The 21,956-nt window shown below is 62.1% G+C and carries 22 protein-coding genes; 11 read left to right on the top strand and 11 right to left on the bottom strand.

The genetic code is table 11. The features are described from left to right. Positions 1-65 precede the first annotated feature (65 nt). The 7 genes from FGU65_RS06115 to FGU65_RS06085 form a co-directional block, all read right to left on the bottom strand. Positions 66-1,901: a DHH family phosphoesterase gene (locus FGU65_RS06115; protein ID WP_301663541.1), complete on the bottom strand. Its 1,836-nt coding sequence runs from the start codon at positions 1,899-1,901 to the stop codon at positions 66-68. Between the two features lie 15 nt (positions 1,902-1,916). Next, entirely contained in the window at positions 1,917-3,116 is a 1,200-nt protein-coding gene (locus FGU65_RS06110) for a potassium channel family protein (RefSeq protein WP_301663540.1), read from the bottom strand. A gap of 34 nt (positions 3,117-3,150) precedes the next feature. After that, positions 3,151-4,347, bottom strand: a complete 1,197-nt coding sequence (locus FGU65_RS06105) for a magnesium transporter (RefSeq protein WP_301663539.1) — start codon at positions 4,345-4,347, stop codon at positions 3,151-3,153. A 22-nt stretch (positions 4,348-4,369) separates the two neighbouring features. Then, positions 4,370-5,314, bottom strand: a complete 945-nt coding sequence (locus FGU65_RS06100; protein WP_437344439.1) for a ribonuclease Z — start codon at positions 5,312-5,314, stop codon at positions 4,370-4,372. Next, positions 5,311-6,084: a sugar phosphate isomerase/epimerase family protein gene (locus FGU65_RS06095; RefSeq protein ID WP_301663537.1), complete on the bottom strand. Its 774-nt coding sequence runs from the start codon at positions 6,082-6,084 to the stop codon at positions 5,311-5,313. Before FGU65_RS06095 ends, FGU65_RS06100 begins: the two co-directional genes overlap by 4 nt. Beyond that, entirely contained in the window at positions 6,081-6,629 is a 549-nt protein-coding gene (locus tag FGU65_RS06090; protein WP_301663536.1) for an AAA family ATPase, read from the bottom strand. Before FGU65_RS06090 ends, FGU65_RS06095 begins: the two co-directional genes overlap by 4 nt. Positions 6,630-6,805: 176 nt before the next feature. After that, positions 6,806-7,516 carry an anaerobic ribonucleoside-triphosphate reductase activating protein gene (locus FGU65_RS06085; RefSeq protein WP_301663535.1) on the bottom strand — a complete coding sequence of 237 codons (711 nt, stop codon included), beginning with the start codon at positions 7,514-7,516 and terminating at the stop codon, positions 6,806-6,808. Positions 7,517-7,692: 176 nt separating this feature from the next. Here FGU65_RS06085 and thiC point away from each other — a divergent pair, with 176 nt between their 5' ends. The 6 genes from thiC to fbp all read left to right on the top strand — a co-directional run bounded on the left by thiC (position 7,693) and on the right by fbp (position 14,787). Beyond that, the gene (gene thiC, locus FGU65_RS06080; RefSeq protein ID WP_301663534.1) at positions 7,693-8,967 is read left to right on the top strand and encodes a phosphomethylpyrimidine synthase ThiC; all 1,275 of its coding nucleotides are present in this window, start codon (positions 7,693-7,695) and stop codon (positions 8,965-8,967) included. Positions 8,968-9,503: 536 nt separating this feature from the next. Beyond that, positions 9,504-9,911, top strand: a complete 408-nt coding sequence (locus tag FGU65_RS06075; RefSeq protein ID WP_301663533.1) for a carboxymuconolactone decarboxylase family protein — start codon at positions 9,504-9,506, stop codon at positions 9,909-9,911. Positions 9,912-9,968: 57 nt separating this feature from the next. Next, entirely contained in the window at positions 9,969-10,541 is a 573-nt protein-coding gene (locus FGU65_RS06070; RefSeq protein ID WP_301663532.1) for a 5-formyltetrahydrofolate cyclo-ligase, read from the top strand. A gap of 64 nt (positions 10,542-10,605) precedes the next feature. Continuing rightward, on the top strand, positions 10,606-13,026 hold the full coding sequence (locus FGU65_RS06065; protein WP_301663531.1) for a CDC48 family AAA ATPase: 2,421 nt from the start codon (positions 10,606-10,608) through the stop codon (positions 13,024-13,026). Between the two features lie 105 nt (positions 13,027-13,131). Then, positions 13,132-13,587: an Hsp20/alpha crystallin family protein gene (locus FGU65_RS06060; RefSeq protein ID WP_301663530.1), complete on the top strand. Its 456-nt coding sequence runs from the start codon at positions 13,132-13,134 to the stop codon at positions 13,585-13,587. A gap of 102 nt (positions 13,588-13,689) precedes the next feature. Next, a complete protein-coding gene (gene fbp / locus FGU65_RS06055) occupies positions 13,690-14,787 on the top strand; it encodes a fructose-1,6-bisphosphate aldolase/phosphatase (RefSeq protein ID WP_301663529.1) in 1,098 nt (365 codons plus the stop codon). A 144-nt stretch (positions 14,788-14,931) separates the two neighbouring features. Here fbp and FGU65_RS06050 read toward each other — a convergent pair whose 3' ends face one another. Genes FGU65_RS06050 through FGU65_RS06040 form a run of 3 tightly spaced genes read right to left on the bottom strand, consistent with a single transcriptional unit; the run spans position 14,932 to position 18,106 of the window. Continuing rightward, on the bottom strand, positions 14,932-16,209 hold the full coding sequence (locus tag FGU65_RS06050) for an ABC transporter ATP-binding protein (RefSeq protein ID WP_301663528.1): 1,278 nt from the start codon (positions 16,207-16,209) through the stop codon (positions 14,932-14,934). Further along, complete coding sequence (locus FGU65_RS06045; protein WP_301663527.1) at positions 16,206-17,183, bottom strand: FecCD family ABC transporter permease; 978 nt, start codon at positions 17,181-17,183, stop codon at positions 16,206-16,208. The genes FGU65_RS06050 and FGU65_RS06045 overlap by 4 nt, the downstream gene beginning before the upstream one ends. A gap of 29 nt (positions 17,184-17,212) precedes the next feature. After that, positions 17,213-18,106: an ABC transporter substrate-binding protein gene (locus FGU65_RS06040; RefSeq protein ID WP_301663526.1), complete on the bottom strand. Its 894-nt coding sequence runs from the start codon at positions 18,104-18,106 to the stop codon at positions 17,213-17,215. 142 nt (positions 18,107-18,248) lie between these two features. Here FGU65_RS06040 and FGU65_RS06035 point away from each other — a divergent pair, with 142 nt between their 5' ends. The 5 genes from FGU65_RS06035 (at position 18,249) to FGU65_RS06015 (ending at position 21,163) form a co-directional block, all read left to right on the top strand. Continuing rightward, positions 18,249-18,485: an LSM domain-containing protein gene (locus FGU65_RS06035; protein WP_301663525.1), complete on the top strand. Its 237-nt coding sequence runs from the start codon at positions 18,249-18,251 to the stop codon at positions 18,483-18,485. Between the two features lie 6 nt (positions 18,486-18,491). Next, positions 18,492-18,833: a helix-turn-helix transcriptional regulator gene (locus tag FGU65_RS06030; RefSeq protein WP_301663524.1), complete on the top strand. Its 342-nt coding sequence runs from the start codon at positions 18,492-18,494 to the stop codon at positions 18,831-18,833. A 76-nt stretch (positions 18,834-18,909) separates the two neighbouring features. Next, positions 18,910-19,443: a type IV pilin domain-containing protein gene (locus FGU65_RS06025; RefSeq protein WP_301663523.1), complete on the top strand. Its 534-nt coding sequence runs from the start codon at positions 18,910-18,912 to the stop codon at positions 19,441-19,443. A 65-nt stretch (positions 19,444-19,508) separates the two neighbouring features. Beyond that, complete coding sequence (locus FGU65_RS06020; RefSeq protein ID WP_301663522.1) at positions 19,509-19,967, top strand: universal stress protein; 459 nt, start codon at positions 19,509-19,511, stop codon at positions 19,965-19,967. A 365-nt stretch (positions 19,968-20,332) separates the two neighbouring features. Then, complete coding sequence (locus tag FGU65_RS06015) at positions 20,333-21,163, top strand: fibronectin type III domain-containing protein (RefSeq protein ID WP_301663521.1); 831 nt, start codon at positions 20,333-20,335, stop codon at positions 21,161-21,163. 221 nt (positions 21,164-21,384) lie between these two features. Here the strand turns inward: FGU65_RS06015 and FGU65_RS06010 are convergent, their stop codons facing one another. Beyond that, a complete protein-coding gene (locus FGU65_RS06010) occupies positions 21,385-21,951 on the bottom strand; it encodes an endonuclease dU (RefSeq protein ID WP_301663520.1) in 567 nt (188 codons plus the stop codon). Positions 21,952-21,956 lie beyond the last annotated feature (5 nt).

The following is a 21,956-nucleotide window of genomic DNA, read 5'->3' as shown; positions in this document are numbered from 1 at the left end:
GGAGCGGCACAGATCCCCGCAGAGGGGCAGAGCGGGATATGCAGTCCCGAAGAAAAAAGCCGGTTTTAGATTGGAGCCTGGCCAATCTTCTCAATCAGGGCCTCGAGGACGGCGTCGCGCATGCCCTCCACGAACTTTATGCTGCCGACCACCAGGTGGCCGCCGCCGTTGACGCCGCCGCCGATGATCTCCTGCCGCAGTTCGCGGACCATCTGCGGGATGTTCATCATGACGCCCTTCGAACGCAGCACGGCAAAGTCAGGCCCAAAGCCCAGGGTCACCACCGGCTCACCCGGATGCTGCTGGACAAGCCGGTCGTGGACCTCGCCCGAGGTCTTCCCGGGCGGCGGGAAGGTGAACCGGTGGGCGTATATCTCGACGTCCAGCATGAAGAGGTTCGCCCCGTTCGGCAGCACCCGGGAGACCACGTGCGGCATCACCGCCGCCATCTGCTCGTCGATTGCACGGTTCGCCTCGGCCACAAGCAGCGCGACGAACTGCCGGTGCCGCTCGGTGTTGCCGGTCAGGTTGACGATATCCTTGACGATCTCGCGCCCGTCGTTGAAGCGGAGCCAGAACTGTTCGTAGTCGAGTGCAAGCGCGATATCCTTGCAGTCCTGCTCGGTGTAGGCAGGAGCGGCGAGCTCCAGGTAACGCGCCCGCTCCGGAGCCTCGCTCCGGTCGCCGACGGCCGCAATCGCCGGCAGGTGTTTGATCTGCTCCTCGACGTCCGGGTTGATCATCCGGGCGATCTCGGTGCCGAGCATTCCTGCGGTGATCCCGAAGTCGCCGCCGACATGGTAGGGGTTGACGTGGCCGACCAGGTACTGGTCCACGATCTCGTCGGGGTGGTGGTGATCGACGACGAGGACCGGAAGACCGTAGATCTTCGTGACCTTCATCGACGGCTCGTCCTCCTCCGTGGACCCGTTGTCCATCAGCAGGATCATCGGCATCTTCTGGCCGTAGCGGACGTTGTCCTTCAGGGCAAAGTCGAGATCGCGGGTGATATCCTCAATCTCGTAGAACGGCGCCTTCGAGGGTGCCCGCTTGAAGAGGAAGTACTCGGCGTCGAAATCCCCGCCACTCTCCCTGATCAGGGCGGTGACGGCGGTCTCGACGGCGACGGCGGCGCAGATGCCGTCCGCGTCGGCGTGGTGCCGGAGGATGATCGGCTGTGCGGTGAAGACCGCTTTTCGGATCTGCTTCGCCACGTTCCGCATCGCAGGTTTCAGTTTCTCGAAGACCTCGCTCTCGACCAGGAACGGCAGGTCTTCGGGCTCCGCCCGCTCGTCAAGCGCCTGATCGATCCGGGCGCGCACCCGTGCGGCATCCTCGGGTTCCAGAGCCGCAAGCGAGGCGACCTCGATCTGGAGCTGGTTGTTGCGCTGCATCACCTCGCCGATAACCCCGACGATGTCGCCGATCTGCACCTCCGGGTATGCCCGGACGCCTGCTTCGATGAAGGCGGCGGCGTTCTCGGTGCCGGACTCGTCCACCAGCGTAAAGATCGTCGGCCCTGACGTCTGCTTGATCTGGGCGACCTCCCCTTCGATCAGCACGGTTCTGCCGATCTTCTTCCCGAGCTCCGAGAGCCGGATCGTCGGGGTCTTCTTCACCACCGTCTGGGTGTGGTAGACGGTCGGAGTCTCCTCCTCAAGATCGATGTTGCCGTTCGACCGGATCTGCAGCACCCGCACGATGATCGGGTCGCGTTCTGTGTGCTGCATCTTGACGTTGCTCTTATGCACAAGCCCTTTCACCCGGTCGTTCAGCTGCACGAAGACGCCGAAGTTGGCAAATCCCTGGACGCGGCCGAGGTATGCCTTTCCTTCCTCGACCTCCTCCAGGTCGCAGTTTGCTCCAAGGCGATAAACAATAGTATCAGTTGTGTCTGACATTTCTGTATCTCCACGTTATTCAGGTTCTTCCCGTCTGTATCCGGCGAGTTCATAGAGTCTGCACTCGCCGTCTCTTCTTCCCTTTGCAATGATGCTGTCCCCGCTCCGGAGGCGCACGTTCTTGCCCGGGCGGTAGATCCAGCGGTCCCGGCTCTTTATCGCGAGCACCACCATACCGGTCACCCTGCCGAGGGACGCCTCCTTGAGGCTCTTGCCCGCAAGGGGCGAGGACTCGCTCACCGAGATCCGCGTGATGATCTCGTCCGACTCGCGCACGATCTTCCTGAAGACCGGAGGGATCTCGATGTCCCGCAGCAGCACGTCGACGACGGCGTGCGCGGCGTTGCTGATCGCCTCTGAAAACGACGACATGTACAGCAGGCCGCGCAGGTACCTGACGTCGTCGATCTTCTTTGCCGCCTCGAGGATCCAGAGATCGAGATCGTAGCGCATATCCTCCATCGCTGCATCGAGGGCAACCACCTCGTCGGCGACCTCCTTGTTGTTGAAGAGCAGGGATGTATAGGCGAGCCCGACGGAGAGCTCGCTGATGTTCTTCATCTCGATGATGAGCTTGACGGCCCGGTCGATGTCGTCGACGACACCGACCGTGCGCGGTTCGCGGCGCAGGTATGCTTCGGCTCCGGCCATCAGGGCGAGCTGCTCGGCGCCGTCTTCAGGCCCTTTTGCGAGCAGAATATCTCCCTCGACCATACACGTCCACTTATCCGGGTCGTATATCCATCCCCGCCCGCGCCGGATGGCAATGACCTGCATGCCGCTCGTGCTCTGGAGTTTCAGGTCGCCGAGTGTCCGTCCGTCAAGGCCGCTTCCCGGGGAGACCACCACGCGGGTGACGACCTCTTCTGCCTCGGGGAGGACACGCCGGAGCTGGGCAGGGAACTTCACGTCCTTCAGGATGAGCGTTGCGACATCCGAAGCGGAGTTTGCGATCTTCTCGGCAGCCTCGGCCACCTGGAGCATCCCGCTCATCGCCTCCGCCTCTTCGAGGCGCCGGGCACCGAGGACGCTCTGGATCCTGGCCTGATAGACCAGTTTATTCATGCTCTCTTCGAGATTGATGACTTCAAGGGCAATCTCTTTACTATCGAACAGTATGGCAGAATATGCAAGATCAACCATCAGCTCGGAGATATCCTTCATCTCGATCAGGACATCCTTAAAGCTGACCGGCTGATAATCACGTTCCATCATAGGTCTTTTTGGCGCTCTTTTCATATATCTCTCACTATAGCACAAGAGTAATAACCGCGATGAGCGCTGTTGCGCCGATCAGGTCTATCAGGCTGGTGATAACCGGAATCCCGAAATTATCGGGATCAAGGCCGTAGCGAAACGACAGAGTTGCTGTCACGTAGGCCACGCCGTTCACCAGCGTCATAATCGCCACCCCGGCAAGGGCGCTGATGGCGACCAGCACCCCCAGCCCGGGACTGTTCAGGCCGAGGAGCAGCGCCCCACCGTGCGCGATTCCTGCCACCAGCGGGAGCAGTATCAGCGTATAGAAATAGGTGATAATAAACTGATGCACGACACCGCGCTCCGGCAGCAGCGTCGGATTTATCTCACCCATATGCATCCCGGTCGAGAGGCGGGAGGCAAGGATCCCGCCGATCGAACCAAGTCCGCCTGCGAACGGCGGTATCAGGATCAGAAGCGCGGCGAAGGCGATCAGACTGTCGAGGCTCACGGTGTAGGTCACGCCGGCCAGGGTGCCCACGAAGCAGAGCGGGATGAGAAGCGATGTCGTCTCGCGCACGACATCGCGCACTTCCTCGGTCCGCTGCAGGGCATACACCACCGTCGCCGCAACCAGAAGGAGAGCAGCCGCGACCAGCGCCAGGCGGATGCCGGGCGGCAGGAGGATGACAAGAAATGCGGAGAGGAGGAGGACCGGCAGGGTGACGATGTCACCCGAGGTCGTGACGGTCGGGGCGGCGATCATGTCGAGGTCGAGACCGTAGCGGTAACTTGCAACCGAGACGAGGATCGTGATCGCCATGACGACGACCCCCGATACGACGCCGCTGATCATGGAGATCAGCACCAGATCGAGGACGCCGAGCACCTCGAGGGCGGCGAGCCTGGCGACGGCGTATGCAAAGATACCGAGAACAAAGGCGATCAGGACGGTGATCACAAACGATGCACGGAGATTGTTGCCGAGGATCTCCCCCTCCCGGAGATCGACCTCGAACTCACCACGGTGCATCGACGAGGAGAGCCGGGAGGCAAAAACGCCCGATATGCTCCCCCGCATGTTGATGGACGCCGGGAGCAGCACCATCAGTCCGGGAATGACCGCCAGGAGCTCACGGGCAGACCCGAGAACCATGCCGGCGATGCTGATCACGGCGGCACTGATGACCAGAGCGGCAAGCCCGGTCAGAATAAGCCTGCTCCGGTCGCCTATGCCCAGGAACATCAATATCACCGTCCATCGCCGATCAGCCCCTGTACGTGATCTCAAGCACCGTCAGGTCGGCCGGCGCGATCACGTCACCCTTATAATTTCTCTTTGCATCGCGTATATGGTTTCCTATGCCCGTATATCGCGAACTGAGGTGAACCAAAGCCAGCATGCGGGAATTGAGTGCTTCTGCAGCCTCGCCTGCCTCGCCCGCCGTAGCGTGGAGGACTTCGGCAGCCCGGGCGGCGTCCTCGTCGTCGAAGGTCGCGTCGTGGATCAGAAGGTCGGCGTCCCGCATCAGTGCAGCCGCCTCCGGCTGGTGCTGCAGCGGCCGGGTGTCGCCGGTATAGACGATCTTTCTGCCCGGCCGCTCGTCGCCCATCACGTCGGAGGGACGGACCTCGATCTCGACGCCGTCCCGCACGACCCGGACCGTCTCGCCCCGCTGCAGCCTCCCGAAGAGCGGCCCTGCGGGGACGCCGAGCGCGATCGCCCGTTCCCGGTCGAACCTCCCCGGACGGGCGTCTTCTTCGAGGACATAGCCGAGGCCGGCGATCCCGTGGCGCGTCGCAAACGCCCGCACGGTATACCCGGGGAACGGCACGACCGCGCCGTGCCCGAGCGGATGGGCGTGCACCGGAAAGCCGACGTTGCCCCTGCCGACCGTCCGGAGCAGGCCGACGAACTCACGCACCCAGTCAGGGCCGTAGATATGCAGCGGCTCTGTCCGTCCCGTGAACGAGAGCGTCTCCACAAGCCCGAAGATGCCGAGGAAGTGGTCGGCATGCCAGTGTGTGACGAAGATCGCGTCGATGCCAAAGCCCGTCCGTGCCCGCATCATCTGCTGCTGGGCTCCCTCGCCGCAGTCGAAGAGGAGCGTATCCGAACCCCGCCGGATCAGTATGCAGGAGGGGTTTCGCTGCGGCGAAGGGAGCGCCCCGGCGGTGCCGAGGAAGTGGACATGCAGCGTCTCCCCCGCTATACGAACCACTTCCCAAAAGCTGCAAGGCTTCTCTTCGCCTCTTCAAGCGACCGCCCCTCCACGACGACAACCCCCGAGTACTCGGCGGCGATGCGCCGTCCCACGGTCTCCCAGTCGATCGTCCCGTCCCCGAGCGCCAGGTGTTCGTCCTGCACACCGTGGTTGTCGTGGATGTGCAGGTGGTCGAACTGCGGGACGTACTGCAGGAAGGAGGCGACCATGCCGTTGGTGTTCGCATGCCCGACATCGAAGGTGATACCGATCCCCTCGATATCCTCGGTCATCCCGATCAGCTCCTCGGGATACCGGCAGAGAAACTCCTTGATGCTTATCATATTCTCAAGGCACGCAAGCACGCCGCGATCGGCGGCGAACCGCCCGATCTCGGCAAGAGCGTTCTTCTGCATCTCCCAGGTCTTCTCGGGCACGAGCTTTCCCACCGGGGATACGAACCCGGGGTGCACCGTCACCCGGTCGGTCAGTTCCGCAGCCTTCTCAATGCAGGTGCAGATCTGCCGGACCGACTCCCGCCAGATCGGGTAGTTGAGCGAGGCGAGGTTGAGGTCGCTGTAGGGGGCGTGCACCGTCGCGGAAAGCCCGGTGCTTGCGAGGTCCTCCCGGATCTCGCGGAAGGTCTCCGGGTTGTCAAACCGGTAGCGGCCGTCGGCCACGATCTCCCAGCCTGCATAGCCGGCTTCTTCAATCCCGAAGATCCAGTCCCGGGACTCCCAGACCTTGGAGGAGGAGGAGAAGTAGGGTGAAAGGCTCATGCATCGCCTCCGAGACGGGCAAAGAGGCCTTCCACCTCTGCGGCCAGGTCTTCCACGGACCCGGCGTTCTCGACCGTATAGTCGGCCTCTCTGAGCGCACGCAGAAGCCCCCACCCGAGCTCGCGCTCGTCGCGGGCGCGGAGGTCGTCCTCCGTCAGCATATCGTCCGCCCGTCCCCGCCGCGCGAGGCGCGCGAGGCGCACCGCAAAGGGGGCGGTGATGCCGACCAGCACGAACTCGGAGAACCGTTGTCGGAAGGTCGCAACCTCGTAGTCGCCCCGGATCCCGTCCACCAGGACGATCGGGGACTCCTGACTCTCGATCGCCGGGATGGTGAGCCGGGCGATGGCGTCCATGCCGAGTTCGGCACGCAGGCTCCGGGAGACCTCACCGAGATTCGTATCGGTCGGGTCGCGTCCCGCAGCCCTGACACGCTCCCGTATGACGTCCCCCATCACGACGACGGGGATTCCCATCTTTCCGGCTATCTTCGATACCTCTCCTTTCCCGCTCCCCGGCAGCCCGACTACGCCTATTACCTTCATCAGCGGTATCTCCTCTTGATAAATCACAAAAAATTATCTCCGTATTCAGGATCTCTGCACGCCAAAGGTCGTTTGCCGACCGGCCGTGCGCAGGGTCCGCCGTCCGGCGAACCGAGAACTTTCTTATAAAAAATTCGTTACCGTGTGTATTATGCTTAACGACCGGCAGGAGCAGATCAGCACTGCCGCCGTCCCAGCCCGTCACAGGGCACTTCACCGTCCTCACGCGTCCGGACCGCCACCTGCCGCGAGAGCGTATCCGCGACGGCCAAAAGCTCCTCCCGGGTGAGCGGCGGGATGGTCCCATAGACCCCCTGCTGCAGGACGAGGTCTCCACCCCGGACTTCGGGGGCGATGTACGCAAGATCATCCTCCCAGCCTCGAAAGAGCGTCACCACGACCTCGAAATGCTCGAGATCGCCGCTTTCTGCCGCAGCGGTGCAGAGGGCGAGCGAGTGCTTCACCCGGTCGACGGCGGGAACGGCCAGCAGCTCGTCGTAGCGCTCCCAGCGGGTCTTGAGATCAAGCGCGACCATATCCACGAGGTCCCGGTCGAGCAGCGCCTGCAGTGTCGCGGGAAACATGCCGTTCGTCTGCAGGCCGACGGCGAGACCTCTCTTTCTGCATGCTTCGGCGAGGGCGAGCAGACCCTCCTTCTGCATCGTCGCTTCGCCACCCGAGAAGACGACACCGGAGATGAGCAGGAGCGACTCATCGATCATCCGGGCGATCTCGGCGACCTCGCGCATATCCTCGCCCTCGCGGATGGAGCGGTTGTGGCAGTAGTAGCAGTCCGCGGGGCATCCCCGGAAGAAGACCGTGCAGACCGCTCTCCCCCGCCAGTCGACGGTGCTCACCGGAACGAACCCTCCGAAATTGACCTTCACATCGTCACCCAGATAATCGGATATATGGTGTTGGTTTCATGAATAGGTTCGCATTCACGCAATGCAACTTAGCCTGAGTAAGAGTAAACAAATTTACTTGCGAAGAGAACAAGCACGATTTATTCGAGATTTGTAAAAAAGAGGCTTTATCAACTCTTTCTTCCAACGCTATACCCATGGGTCTCATAGAGGATGCAAAGAGAGGCATCGTTACCGAAGAGATGAAAATAGTCGCACAGCAGGAAGGCGTCACCGAAGACTTCGTCAGGCGGGGCGTTGCGGGCGCACATATCACCATCCCAATCTCCCCGTACCGCAAGGTTGCGATCTGCGGTATCGGCGAGGGGCTCCGCACCAAGGTCAACGCCAGCATCGGCACCTCCTCCGACATCGTCGATATCGACATGGAGGTTGAGAAGGCGCGGCAGGCCAAGCTCGCCGGAGCCGACACCCTGATGGAGCTCTCGACCGGCGGAGACTTCGCGGAGATCCGGCGGCGGGTCGTCGAGGCGACGGATCTCTCGGTCGGGTCGGTCCCCCTCTACCAGGCGTTCATCGAGGCCGCCCGAAAAGACGGCGCGGTCGTCAATATGGAGGAGGACGACCTCTTCCGGATCACCGCCGAGCAGGCGAAGCTCGGCACCAACTTCATGGCGATCCACACCGGCATCAACTACGAGACCATGAAACGCCTGCAGAACCAGGGGCGCCACGGCGGCCTGGTCTCCCGCGGCGGCGCGTTCATGACCGCGTGGATGATCCATAACGAGAAGGAGAACCCACTCTACGCCGAGTTCGATTACCTCCTTGAGATCCTCAAGGAGCACGAGGTGACACTCTCGTTCGGGAACGGCATGCGTGCCGGCGCATGCCACGACGCGACCGACCGCGCCCAGATCCAGGAACTCCTGATCAACGCCGAGCTTGCGGACAAGGCGCATGCCGCCGGCGTGCAGGTCATCGTCGAAGGGCCCGGCCACATCCCGATCGACGAGATCGAGACGAACGTCGTCCTGCAGAAGCGCGTCACGAACAGAAAGCCGTTCTATATGCTCGGCCCGCTCGTCACCGACATCGCTCCCGGCTACGACGACCGCGTCGCCGCAATCGGCGCCTCACTCTCCTCGTCGTACGGCGCGGACTTCATCTGCTACGTCACCCCGGCCGAGCACCTGGCGCTCCCCACTCCGGAGGAGGTCTACGAGGGCGTCATCAGTTCCCGGATCGCCGCTCACGTCGGCGACATGATCAAACTCAAGAAGCGCGACGCCGATCTCGAGATGGGGCACGCCCGCCGCGACCTCGACTGGGGCCGCCAGTTTGCCGTCGCGATCAACCCGGAGCGCGCAAAAGCCATCCGCGACGAGCGCTCGCCCGCCGATGCCGATGCCTGCACAATGTGCGGCGACTTCTGCGCACTCAAGATCGTCTCCCGGCACTTCAACTTCTAAATACCGGATACTCCTTTTTTTCGGGGCTGCAGGCGGGTCGCCCGTGGCGGTGGCTGCAGGGACTCTCTATCAAACGCTCACTGAGTAAGGGCTCAGCACATTGTACAACATTACGAGGTCTGCTCTCTGCAACACTTTCACTGACAACCGTACCGTGGGGAGTATCTTCATGGGGGAGGGGTACCAGGGGAAGGGGCCGGGCCCCCTCCCCTGTCCCCACCCCGATGCGATAGTCCGGGACGGACACTGCTCATTGATGAGTATTCCTTGCGGTGCTCTGGAACCCGACCGCGACACTTGTGAAAGCGTGCCGAGAAATGCAGCAGGGGGAGCGGTAATCCAACGAAAAACCGTATTCACGGATCCGGCATTTCATACCGCTCTTCGTGACCGGTTCTGCGGGCACGTGCAAGAACCGAAAGCAGAGGGGCTCTTTCATGTTAAATGAACGCAGGGTACGGCGGTCAGGAACCGGCCGTGCCCGATCAAAACAACACCTTTTCAGCAGAAGAGCGGCATACTGCATACCGAGAGCAATGAATCCGGAAAATACCCGCATACTCGATGCATTTCTCAGCCACGCGGAGGAGATCGGCGACGACATCGTCGCCGACACCGAAGCGATGCTGGGCACGGTGCCGTTCATCTTCCCCATTCTGCAGGAGCGCCCCGAAGCGTTCGTCCTCGCTGCTCTCGCGGACTACAAAACCGCCCGCCCCGAGAGCCTGGACGCACGGACCGCAGAACTCGTTGCCGTCGCCGCTGCCGCCGGTGCAGGCGCCGACAAATGCCTGAAGGTGCATATCCGGGCGGCCCTCCGTGCGGGATCCAGCCGCGACGAGATCCTCGACACCCTCCAGATAGCCGGGCTCATCGGCAAAACAAAGATCCTCGCGACGGCCCTGCGGGAGTTTCGCGACGCCTGCGGGACGGAAGGCCGGTGACCTTTGCACCGCCGCTGTGCAAACCTTAAGAGCATTCCGGTCGAGATCCTGATGAAAATGAGCCGGACGAAACAGTACCTCCGCGAGCAGGCGAAGACGGCACGGAGCGCCATCCCGGCGGCCGAAGCATCCCGAAAAAGCCGGGCGATCCGGGACCGGCTCCGCGACCTCTTCGATGGGCACACGGAGATCATGGTCTATGCCTCCAAAGACCCCGAGGTCGAGACAGAGGGGATCATCGCCGATCTCCTCGCAGCAGGAAAGCGGGTCATCGTTCCGATCATCGAGCGGGAGACCTGCACCCTCCGGCTCTCGTACCTCGAAGACCTCTCGGTCCTGGTGCCGAGCACCTTCAGCGTCCCCGAGCCGATCGGCCACGAGATCCCGGCCCGGGCGGCCGATGTGGAGGTCGTCGTCGTGCCGATGCTCGCCTACGACAAAAGCGGCAACCGCCTGGGATACGGTGCCGGCTACTACGATCGGTTCCTCGAACGCTGTCCGCACCCAGTGACCATCGGCATCGCATATTCCTGCCAGGAGGTCGCGCTCCTCCCGGCGGAGCCAAACGACGTTACCATGGACTATATCGTCACCGAAAAAGGTATCATCGACTGCAACCATCGCTCCTGACACAATAATATTTATATATTATTGGCACTCACCTTGGGTAAACATACGCGAGGAGGCCAATCATATGGCAGATACCAATTATGTTGAAGTTACCATCAAAGAAGCGGCTCACGAGGACGCCGGTCGTGGTATTGCCCGCTTAAGCATCGATCTGATGAAGGCTCTCAATCTCGTGAGCGGGGATGTGATCGAGATCGAGGGGCGAGCCAAGGCCGCAACACTCGTCTGGCCGGGATTCCCGCAGGACACCGGCAAAGGCATTCTCAGGATCGACGGAAGCACCCGGAGCAACGTCCAGGCAGGCATCGACGACAAGGTGCGGATCCGGAAGTCCGAAGCAGGCTACGCAAAGAAGATCACCATCCAGCCGACCCAGCCGATCAGGCTTGTCGGCGGAGAGCAGTACCTCGGCCGGCTGCTCCGGGGAAGACCGGTCGCCGAGGGGCAGAGCATCCGGGTGAACATCCTCGGAAACGCCCTGACGTTCGTCATTTCCAAGGTCGCCCCGAAAGGCATCGTCATCGTCACCGACAGCACAGAGGTGGAGCTCAAAGAGACTCCCTACGAGCCGGAGAAAGGACGCAAAGAACTGGCGGACGTCCACTACGAGGACATCGGCGGCCTCGGGCGCGAACTCCAGCTCGTCCGCGAGATGATCGAGCTGCCGCTGCGGCACCCCGAACTCTTCGAGCGCCTCGGCATCGAGCCCCCGAAGGGCGTGCTGCTCTACGGCCCGCCGGGCACCGGCAAGACGCTGATCGCAAAGGCGGTTGCAAACGAGGTCGACGCGCACTTCATCACCCTCTCGGGCCCCGAGATCATGAGCAAGTACTACGGTGAGTCCGAGGAGCGCCTCCGTGAGGTCTTCGAGGAGGCGCAGGAGAACGCGCCCGCGATCATCTTCATCGACGAGATCGACTCCATCGCCCCGAAGCGCGAAGAGGTGAAGGGCGAGGTCGAGCGGCGCATCGTCGCCCAGCTCCTGGCGCTGATGGACGGGCTGAAGGCACGCGGACAGGTCGTGGTCATCGCGGCGACGAACATCCCGGACGTAATCGACCCGGCGCTCCGGCGCGGCGGCCGGTTCGACCGTGAGATCGAGATCGGCATCCCGGACACGAAAGGACGGCAGGAGATCTTCCAGATCCACACGCGCGGCATGCCGCTTGGAGAGGATGTGAACCTCGACGAGTATGCACGCTCGACGCACGGCTTCGTCGGCGCCGACATATCGCTGCTCGCAAAAGAAGCGGCGATGCATGCGCTCCGCGAGGTCATTCCGCGGATCAACATCGAGGAGGAGATCCCTGCCGAGATCATCGAGGAGCTGCGCGTTTCGAACGACGACTTTATCGAAGCGCTGAAACATGTCGAACCGAGCGCGATGCGCGAGGTGCTCGTGGAGATACCCGATGTCTCCTGGGAGGACGTTGGCGGCCTTGAAGAGGTGAAGAGCGAACTCACCGAGGCCGTTGAGTGGCCGCTCAAATATCCGGAGGTCTTCGACCAGCTGGCCACCGCACCGCCCCGCGGGATCCTGCTCTTCGGCCCCCCCGGTACGGGCAAGACCCTCCTTGCAAAGGCGGTCGCTAACGAAAGCGAAAGCAATTTCATCTCTATAAAGGGCCCTGAACTGCTGTCGAAGTGGGTTGGAGAGTCAGAAAAGGGCGTACGTGAGGTATTCAGGAAAGCGCGGCAGGCTGCGCCGTCAATTATCTTCTTTGATGAAATTGATGCGCTCATACCAAAACGCGGTACTTATATAGGATCATCCCACGTAACTGAGAGTGTGGTAAGCCAGATCTTGACAGAGCTCGACGGCCTCGAGGAGCTCAACAATGTCATGGTACTCGGCGCTACCAACCGCCCGGACATGTTGGACGAGGCGCTGCTGCGCCCGGGAAGGTTAGACCGGATCATCTACGTTCCGCCGCCTGACCGGGAAGGCAGAAGAAAGATCTTCGAAGTCTACCTTCGGGAGAAAGAGATCCTTGCCGGCGATGTCAGCATCGACGACATGGTCGAGAGGACCGAAGGCTACGTCGGTGCCGATATCGAAGCGGTGGTCCGCGAGGCAAAGATCGCGGCCATGCGCAAGTTTATCGCATCGATGGCTGACAAGACCGAGGAGGAGCGGCGCAACGCAGCCCGCAACATCCAGGTCACCCGCAGCGACTTCGAAGAAGCCCTCTCCCGCGTGAAAGGCACGCTTGACATGGACAAGCTGGAGGAGCACGAACGCCATTCCTGGGAGATCATCTACAACCAGGAGCAGCGTTCGACGCTCGAAGAGGCTGTCTCGACGATCAGGCGCGCCGAGATGCGGGAGACAGGGAAAGGAGAGGCTGAAATCAAGGATCTTGTCAGGGCTCTCAAGGCCGAGGTCTACAAGAGGAAGAAGAATTTCAGCGATATCAAGCGCCTCACCCAGGAACTGAAATCCAGAATAGAGCGGCCCCTGCCGGTGGCAGGAACGGCGTTCTAACGAAGATCCCATCTTTTTCCGAAAGGGGAGAAGAGAGGGCTCTTCTCTTGGAGGGCGGTACGACCATCCGCCCCACAGCAGCAACAGCAAGCGACAGTGATGCATATGACCGACAGCCCAGCAGACATCTTCCAGCAACTCAACGAACTGATGAAACGCCTCATGGAACAGGGGATGAAAGAGCAGGGGGACACAAACAGACCCTTTGCCTACGGTTTCAAGATCGTCATCACCGATATGGACGCAGCGAAGGCCGAACTTGCTTCGGAGAGCGGAGCTCATGATGTCGAAGCCCAGTCTACATCCGAGGGCTCCATCGAACCTATCGCCGAAGTATACCTGACCGACGACGAAGTGACGGTGGCAATCGACCTGCCGGGCGTCGAGAAGGACAAGATCAACCTCTCAACCATCGCCGGGACGCTGACCGTCATCGCCGAAGGCAACCAGTTGACCTCGGTCGACCTTCCGGCCGTCGATGCCGAATCAATGCAATCCTCATATAAAAACGGCGTTCTGGAAGTCAAATTCAAGCGGGGCAAGGCGATACAGATCGACTGAGCCGTTAACGGTTCACCAACCTTTTTTCGTCTTGGACGCATGTACCTATAGGGCAAAACCTATATGGATAGGAGCTATGCCCATGGTACTATTGGTGATACTATGGCAAAGACCACCGTCTCGGTTATCAAGGCAGATGTAGGGAGCTTCCCCGGACACTCCCGCACCCACCCGAAACTTCTTGAAAAAGCAGCCCAGATGCTGAAAGAGGTCGAAGGGACGATCATTACCGACTCTTTTGTGACCCACTGCGGCGACGATCTCGAGCTCATCATAACCCACACCAAGGGTGAAGACAACGCCGAGATCCACGAACTCGCGTGGAACATCTTCATGGAATGCGCCAAGATGGCAAAAGAGATGAAACTCTACGGCGCCGGACAGGACCTCCTCGGCGACGCCTTCAGCGGCAACGTCAAGGGCATGGGACCCGGCGTTGCGGAGATGGAGTTTGAGGAGCGGGGCAGCGATCCGCTTCTCGTCTTCATGGCAGACAAGACCGAGCCCGGTGCATGGAACTTCTTCCTCTACAAGATGTTTGCAGACCCCTTCAACACGTCGGGTCTCGTCATCGACCCGTCGATGCACGACGGCTTTACCTTCGAGGTCCACGACCTTATTGAGAAGCGGAAGATCCACTTCCACACCCCGGAGGACATCTACAGTCTGCTCGCGTATATCGGTGCGCCGTCCCGCTACGTCATCAAGTACGTCTGGAAGAAGAACGGCGAGATCGCCGCGTCGACGAGCACGCAGCGCCTGAACATGATGGCCGGACGCTACGTCGGCAAGGACGACCCGGTCATGGTCGTCCGCGCCCAGAGCGGGTTCCCCTCCGTCGGCGAGGTCATCGATCCCTTCCGGACGCCGATCCTGGTTGCAGGCTGGATGCGCGGGTCGCACCACGGGCCGTTCATGCCGGTCGGCGTCTGCGATGCCAACTGCACCCAGTTCGACGGACCGCCCCGCGTGATCTGTCTCGGGTTCCAGGTCTCGGACGGCAAGCTCATCGGCCCCGCCGATATGTTCGACGACCCGGCGTTCGACCTCGTCCGCAACAAATGCTGCGAGATCTCGGAGATTATGCGGAACCACGGGCCGTTCGAGCCCCACCGCCTCTCACTCGACGAGATGGAGTACACGACCCTTCCCGGTGTCGAAGAGCAGCTGAAGGACAGATGGGGACCCCTCCCCGAATAATCTCTTTTCTTTCCGAGCCCGTTCTCTTCTTCAGACAGTCCCGCGTATCGCGACTGACAAAGCCGCATCCTGGCCGGATCTTCGAAAAACCCCATAAGGGGTGACCGGCGCAATTGTTGTCCCCGCCCGGTGAAGCGGCGCCCCTCACTCCTCCGCACCGGAGAGCGAAGGCGCCTTTGGGATCTCCCGTTCGAGCAGCCCGAGCAGCTCCCCGACCGACGATGCGACCGGAGCGCCCTGTGCAACGGACCGGTATGCCTCTTCGCCGCGGCCCCCGGTGAAATCGAGGCACCCGAAGGTCTGATCGCGGGCGAAGAGCACCAGGGGCTTTGTGCCGAGCAGCTCCTCCGCGACGACGAGGTTGCCGAGGTTTCCCTCGCCGACCGGCATCGCCGCGAGCACGATCGCGTCGGCATCCATGCACCAGTCCCGGAGCGCATCCAGGCTGCCCTGCCCAATCCGGGAGAACGGCGGTTCCGTCAGCGCCGGGCACCCAAGTGAACGGGCAAGCTCGAGGTCGCGGTCGCCCTCGTTCAGAACGCCCACCCGCAGATCATAGCCTTCGTGCACCAGCGACGCGATGACATGCCGCCCAGAGCCGCCCCCGGCGATGACGACGATGCGTCCTGCCCGTCTGCGGCGGACGGGCGTCGGCAGGGTGAACGACAGCACAGGAGCAGGCGTCCCGGGATGCTCCAGCGGGTGTGCGACGACACCGAAGACATCGCTGAGCGCACCGGCCGTGAGGACTTCTGCAGGCGGCCCGAACGCGACCGCTTTCGCCTGCCGCAGGAGCAGCACGCGGTCGCAGAAGGCATAGGCATCATTGATGTCGTGGAGAACCGCGACGACGGCCCGCTCACCGCCGAGGTCGCGGAGCAGGTGCATGATCTCAAGCCGGTACCGGACATCGAGGTGCGATGTCGGCTCGTCCAGCAGGAGAATCCCGGGGCGTTGGGCAAGCGCCCGGGCGATCATCACCCGCTGCAGTTCGCCGCCGGAGAGGGTGCCTATCAGCCGGTCGCGGAAAGGAGAACTCCCGGTCAGACCGAGCGCATCCTCGACATAGCGGTGATCCTCCGTAGTCTCCGAGCCGAACCGGCCGAGATACGGTGTCCTGCCGAGCATCACGTACTCGTAGACCGAGAAGTCGAACGGCGTTACGAGCTGCTGCTCCACGACCGCCCGTATCCGGGCGCACTCACGCGGCGGGAGATCCCGGAGCGGGCGGCCGTTGTACGCGATCGAGCCGGCATCCGGAACAAGATACCCCGCCATGCACCGCATCAGCGTCGTCTTCCCGCAGCCGTTCGGCCCCACGACACCGACGAGTTCCCCCTCGGCGCAGGTCATGCTGACGCCGTCGAGAACGGTCTTGCTGCCGAAGGCATACCCGACGGCGTTCACGTCGAGCCGGTTCATGCCGCACCCCGCCGCGACCGCAGGAGGTAGACAAAGAACGGGGCACCGCAGAGCGCGGTGATGACGCCGATAGGAAGTTCCGCCGGAGCGATGACGAGCCGCGCCAGGAGATCGGCGAGGATGAGGAACGTCGCACCGATGAGGACCGAGAGCGGCAGCAGGACGCGATGGTCGGATCCGGCGATGAGCCGGACGATGTGCGGGACGATCAGCCCCACAAACCCGATGATCCCGCTCACCGCAACCGCTGCTCCGGTGACGACCGCCGATACGACGAGCAGGATCTTCTTCAGCCGCTCGACCCGCACGCCGAGGTAGAGCGCCGACTCCTCCCCGAACATCAGCGCGTTCAGGGGACGGGCAAGAGTCAGGAAGACGCCGACGCCGAGCAGGGTAAACGGCAGCAGCATGACGACGTGCTCCCAGGTCCGGCCGGCAAAGCCGCCCATCATCCAGAATATGACCTGGTGGAGGTTTTCGTTCGACACGAAGAGCAGAAAAGAAGTGCAGGCGGACATAAACGCCGATGCGGCTATCCCGGAAAGGAGGAGGGTATTCGTCGCCACCCGGTTCCCGGTCCGCGCCAGCTCGTAGACCAGCAGGATCGTCACTGTCCCGGAGACGAACGCCGCCAGCGGCAGGTTGAAGAGGCCGAGGCCGAACGAAACACCGTAGAGCAGGACTGCAGAGGCGCCGAGCGCGGCACCGTTCGAGATGCCGAGGATGAACGGATCGGCCATGGGATTGCGGAAGAGGCTCTGAAGCACCGCGCCGGATACGGCGAGGCTCGCCCCGACGAACGCGGCGAGAATCACCCGCGGGATCCGGATGAGCATGATGATCGTCTCGTCCGCTGTGGCATATCCGGCTCCGGGGTCCAGCAGGTGGGCGGCGACGATCGCAAACACCGTCCGGCAGTCTATCGGCGACTCCCCGATGCAGACCGCAAGAACCGCGCTGGCCAGAAGGAGCACAGAACAGCCGAGATACATCCACAGGGGATTTATGCGTTGATGCATGCGGCGAAGAGCTCCAGCGTATCGACCATCCGCGGTCCGGGGCGGTTGGCCAGGTCGGCGTCGATGGTGACGATGTGGCCGTTCCGGAATGCCGGAACATCCGCGAATACAGACCTGGCGAGGAGGCGGTCCTTGATCGGTGCCGTACCGGCCGTGTGCGACGTGGAGGCGATGATGACATCCGGCGCCCGGGTGAGCACCGCTTCATCGGATGCGACGACGTAGCCCTCAGCATCGGCCATGATGTTGACACCGCCGGCCCGGCGGATCAGGTCGTCCTGCAGCGTATTGTTCCCTGCCACGTAGAGCGGGTCGTCCCAGAGGACGTAGAGCACCGCCGCCGGTTCTGCAGGGTGCCGGGCGGCGGATACGTTTGCTTCCCGCTCCTGCATCCTGCCGACCAGGGCCGCCGCCGCGTCCGGACAGTCCAGCACCGTACCGACGGTTTCGATGTTGCGATGGATGTCTTCCAGCGATTCGAGCCTGAAGATGAGGACCGGGATCCCCATCGCCCGTATCCCTTCGATCTTTGTGGTATCGGTCACCGTGGTGGCGAGAACGAGATCGGGCTGCAGCCCGATGATCTTCTCGACATTGAGCGTCTTCGGCCCGCCGACCGACTGCGCGCCTTCGATCTTCGGCGGGTAGTTGCAGTAATCAGTCTTTCCGACGAGCAGAGCGTCCATCCCGAGAGCACAGACGACCTCGGTCTCGCTCGGGGCAAGCGACACGACCCGTGCAACCGGGGTCGAGAGCACGGCCTGCACGCCGGTGTCGTCGGTAACCGCCAGGGTGGCTGCCGCATCGTCGGTGGCCTGCAGACAGCCCGCCGTGGTGAGGAGAAGAACAAGAGTAACACAGAACAGGGCGGTTCTCATCATGCAAACAGTTCGATGTTTGCGCAATTAAGTTTGTCTAAATACGCGGCACCGCGTCCGGCGCGCACGCGGTGCCGCCCGGATCGGCGGCCGCTGCAGCTCATGGAAACCTTAATTACAGACAATAACCACATTAGAACGGATGGTTAACGGCATTGTACTTCCAGTTAAAAAAGTTTTTTCGCTTGTTGATTCCAAAGTTGTCGTTGAAATTAAGGATGACGGCCGCAAACTCCAGGGCCGCCTGATGGCAGTCGACGAGCACCTGAACATCCATATGGACGAAACCATCGAGTATTCGGGAGAACAGAGGGGGCGCACACTCGGCACCGTCGTTATCCGCGGCAATAACATCCTGACCATTGCACCCCTGATCTGATTGCGTATGACCGACCAGGAGGAAGAAGCACTCAATCTCATCCAATCCCACCGGCAGGGGGTTCTCCAGAGCGAGCTCTGGAAACTGCTGGATATCGACAGCCGCAAGTGTTCCCGCATCGTCAAGCGGCTGATCGATGCCGGCCTGATCGAGCGCATTGAGTTTCGGAGCGACGGCATCAAGACCTATCTGCTGCGCGCCAAAAAACGTGCGATCGACCCGTCGGTGATCCTTGCCGGCACGGAGATTCTGCCCTGCATAGGCTGCGACCAGGAGTGCACGCCCGAAGAGTGCCCGCAGCTCCTTGACTGGATATACCAGCTTGCTCTTGAGGAATACCAGGAGTAAACCCTCACTTTTTCCCGGCAGAACCGCGGCCGCCGATCGCAACGCTTATTTCCAGCGGTTCTGAAAAAACTCTTCTGTGAAACCGCCGGAGTGGAACGATCGTGCCGTATCGCAGGTCCACGGCGTGCTCATTCTCATCGCCGTCGCGATCATTCTCGCCGCGATCCTGCTGGTTATTCTGCTCGGCCTCATTCCGAATTTCGAATGGCCGCCCGTTCCGCCGCCGCCACCCCCGCTCATCATATCCGCGGTCTTTCACGAGAGCGACGTAGCCCCCTACCCGATGAACTACGACTCCCGGGTTGTCCTCTACCACAACGGCACGGAGCGCTACGAGAACGACCGCCTGACGGCACGGTTCTTCCGGAACGGCGCGGCGATCACGCCGTGCATCATCAAGACCCTGCATGGTGCAAGCTTCATCCCGACACACCACTACGGCGTGCAGACGATGGGAGGAAGCGGGTGCCGGGAAGATTACTGGAATCCGGGAGAGAAGATCGCGATCGATTTCACCGACAGAACGTTCATCCCCGGGGATCTGGTCACCGTCGAGATCTTCGACCGCGATACCGGCGAGCGGCTGTCCCGGCACTCGTATGCCGCGTAGGCGAGGATAAAACGGTCTGCTTTTTATTCCGGGTAAGACCATTCTCTGTAGAGACGGAGAGGCATATGCTGAAAACACTCGTTGTCGCAACCGACGGATCGGAGGTGGGGGACAGGGCGCTCACCGACGCGATCGATCTCGCAGGGAAACTCGATGCAGACCTTCACGTTGTACACGTGATCCAGGCGGGGCTGTATCCCTCGCTCTTCATGGACAATATCATATCGCCCGGCATCCCGGCCGATCCCGCACAGCAGGCGGTGTACGAGATGCTCGAGCGTGAAGCAGAGGAGATCCTCGCCCGGGCAGCGGACCTGGCAGCCGCCGCAGGCGTCAGGATCACGACCCACCGGCAGTTCGGGGATCCGGGATCCGAGATCGTCGCCCTCGCCGAAGAGGTCGGTGCCGACCTCATCATCGTCGGGTCGCGGGGCAAGAGCGGGATCGACCGGTTCTTCCTCGGCAGCGTCAGCTCGTTCGTCATCGAGCGCAGCCCGGTCGCGACCCTGGTGATCCGGGCGTAGGGTTCGGCGGTGCAGGGGCACAGACCCGTCGGCCTCCCGTATACAGAGTTCCATCCGCAGTGCGCCGGAGTCGGGTTCCGCCCACTATACAGCCCGTAAAAATGGATTTTGCCCAAAATCCTGCAGTTTCACCGTTTTTCACGCGTGATAGCCTCCATCAAAACACCGCCACCCCGGCAACCGCCGTCAGCCATCCTCTGCTCCGGGCATCCTCTCAAGAACCGGGAAAACGTGCGATCTGTGAAAACAGAGCGCCAAAGACTCATAATAATTCTTTTATAAAAATCCAAAAATTATATATCTTCAGCGGTGTATGGGCGTCTGTCTGAGATCATCTCAGATCGTGAAGATGGAGGAATATACCAATGACGACCAGAACTCACAGCACCGCCCGCGGTGCAGCAGCGCACACATACAGACGCTTCTTCATCGCCCTGCTCTCTGCAGGGATCCTGATCCTCGGCATGACCGTCCCGGCCCTGGCGCAGGCGCCCACCGCGATCACCGTCCCGCTCCTCCCCGAGGAGCAGAACGACCTCTCCGAGCCGGACGCCTCGTCGATCGTCGAGCCGCCCTTCCCGCCCACGTCCCCCGCCCCCCCCTCGGGAGCCGCAGTAGCACCCGGCGATACCACCCTCCGGTGGGCTGCCCGCGATGCGGGCCAGTACCCGCTCCGCTACGACGTCGGCATCGCTGCAGACGCTCCGCCACAGGAGGCGACCGCACAAAACCTCACCGAGCCCGCGTACGACCCCGGCGACCTTGAGGCGGGAACCTACTACTGGCAGGTCTACACGACCGACGGGGACATGTACTACATCCCCGGCGATGTCTGGAACTTCACCGTCCAGGAAAACGGGAGCGGCATCTCCGGCGACTCCCCGGGCCCGGGATCGATCATCGAGCCCCCCTTCCCGCCGGGCTCGCCGGCTCCGGCCGACGGAGCAGTGGGCGTCCCCCCTGATGCGACGCTCACCTGGAGCAGCTCGAACTCAGGCCAGTACCCCCTGCTCTACGACATCTATCTCGGGACGTCGCCCGATTCCCTCACTCCGGTACTGAACGGAACGTCCGAAACAGCGTATCAGCCGGAGGCGCTGCAGCCGGGGACGACCTACTCCTGGCAGGTCGTCGCCACCGACGGGGATATGTATTATGTCTCCGGCCCGGTCTGGCAGTTCACGACGGATGGGTAGGCTGGTCAGCGCCCATTCCCACTTCTTTTTGGCTCTGCGCCATGTCTTAAAGGATACCAGATGGATAACGCAGACAGGCACACTTGAGGCCGAGGCGGCAATCGCGTCGGTGGAGCATCACCGTGGTCACCTGACCATCCCGGCAGACCAGCACTCCGACCCGCCCGGAAACATACGTGCAGAAAATCCAAGCCGTAAAACAGAAGAAAAACCGTGCAGGTTCACCCACCCATCCCCGACCGCATCGCCCCCCTCGCAACGAGCCTGGCCACCCGGAGGGGTTCGGGAACCTTGCCGTCGAGCGTGAAATCGTCGCAGAGGCGTGCCGCATCGCTCTCCCCGATCCCGTGCGGCCGGATGTAAATCTCGTGCCCGGTGCGGAGCCTCACCGGTATCCGCTCCCCGAGCCGTTGGTACGCCAGAAGCCGCCCCTCATCGCCCGGGAAGTGGTGCCGGATATCCTCCTCGATCCCCTCCGATGCCTCGTAGGTCACCGCGATCGCCGGCAGCCCCGTCGCCGCCGCGACCGCCTCCGGGTCGATGATGTTGAACCAGGCGATGACGCTGCCGCTGATCATGACGAGGTTGATGTCGCGCCGCGAGAGGCAGTCCACGATCCTCACGACGGCACCGGTCGCGTCCGTCCCGCCGACGGTCACCTGTGAGAAAGCCGCTCCGTCGATCCGGAGATCCTTGCGCATCACGATGCCCGCAAGAGTGGAGTGTTCGCGCCCGGAATAACTCTCGGCAATGCCGAGCACCCGGAGGCCTTTTTTGGCGACGTGCATGCAAG

Origin of the sequence: Methanoculleus frigidifontis (assembly GCF_030464345.1) — an archaeon.
Lineage (GTDB): Archaea > Halobacteriota > Methanomicrobia > Methanomicrobiales > Methanoculleaceae > Methanoculleus_A > Methanoculleus_A frigidifontis.
This window is presented reverse-complemented; position numbering and strand designations above follow the sequence as displayed.

Bases quoted from the DNA above. Each gene is read 5' to 3' on its own strand.
- FGU65_RS06115 (WP_301663541.1), bottom strand. From the start codon at position 1,901: ATGTCAGACACAACTGATACTATTGTTTATCGCCTTGGAGCAAACTGC.
- FGU65_RS06110 (WP_301663540.1), bottom strand. From the start codon at position 3,116: ATGATGGAACGTGATTATCAGCCGGTCAGCTTTAAGGATGTCCTGATC.
- FGU65_RS06105 (WP_301663539.1), bottom strand. From the start codon at position 4,347: ATGTTCCTGGGCATAGGCGACCGGAGCAGGCTTATTCTGACCGGGCTT.
- FGU65_RS06095 (WP_301663537.1), bottom strand. From the start codon at position 6,084: ATGAGCCTTTCACCCTACTTCTCCTCCTCCTCCAAGGTCTGGGAGTCC.
- FGU65_RS06090 (WP_301663536.1), bottom strand. From the start codon at position 6,629: ATGAAGGTAATAGGCGTAGTCGGGCTGCCGGGGAGCGGGAAAGGAGAG.
- thiC (WP_301663534.1), top strand. From the start codon at position 7,693: ATGGGTCTCATAGAGGATGCAAAGAGAGGCATCGTTACCGAAGAGATG.
- FGU65_RS06075 (WP_301663533.1), top strand. From the start codon at position 9,504: ATGAATCCGGAAAATACCCGCATACTCGATGCATTTCTCAGCCACGCG.
- FGU65_RS06070 (WP_301663532.1), top strand. From the start codon at position 9,969: ATGAGCCGGACGAAACAGTACCTCCGCGAGCAGGCGAAGACGGCACGG.
- FGU65_RS06065 (WP_301663531.1), top strand. From the start codon at position 10,606: ATGGCAGATACCAATTATGTTGAAGTTACCATCAAAGAAGCGGCTCAC.
- FGU65_RS06060 (WP_301663530.1), top strand. From the start codon at position 13,132: ATGACCGACAGCCCAGCAGACATCTTCCAGCAACTCAACGAACTGATG.
- fbp (WP_301663529.1), top strand. From the start codon at position 13,690: ATGGCAAAGACCACCGTCTCGGTTATCAAGGCAGATGTAGGGAGCTTC.
- FGU65_RS06050 (WP_301663528.1), bottom strand. From the start codon at position 16,209: ATGAACCGGCTCGACGTGAACGCCGTCGGGTATGCCTTCGGCAGCAAG.
- FGU65_RS06040 (WP_301663526.1), bottom strand. From the start codon at position 18,106: ATGAGAACCGCCCTGTTCTGTGTTACTCTTGTTCTTCTCCTCACCACG.
- FGU65_RS06035 (WP_301663525.1), top strand. From the start codon at position 18,249: ATGGTTAACGGCATTGTACTTCCAGTTAAAAAAGTTTTTTCGCTTGTT.
- FGU65_RS06030 (WP_301663524.1), top strand. From the start codon at position 18,492: ATGACCGACCAGGAGGAAGAAGCACTCAATCTCATCCAATCCCACCGG.
- FGU65_RS06020 (WP_301663522.1), top strand. From the start codon at position 19,509: ATGCTGAAAACACTCGTTGTCGCAACCGACGGATCGGAGGTGGGGGAC.
- FGU65_RS06015 (WP_301663521.1), top strand. From the start codon at position 20,333: ATGACGACCAGAACTCACAGCACCGCCCGCGGTGCAGCAGCGCACACA.
- FGU65_RS06010 (WP_301663520.1), bottom strand. From the start codon at position 21,951: ATGCACGTCGCCAAAAAAGGCCTCCGGGTGCTCGGCATTGCCGAGAGT.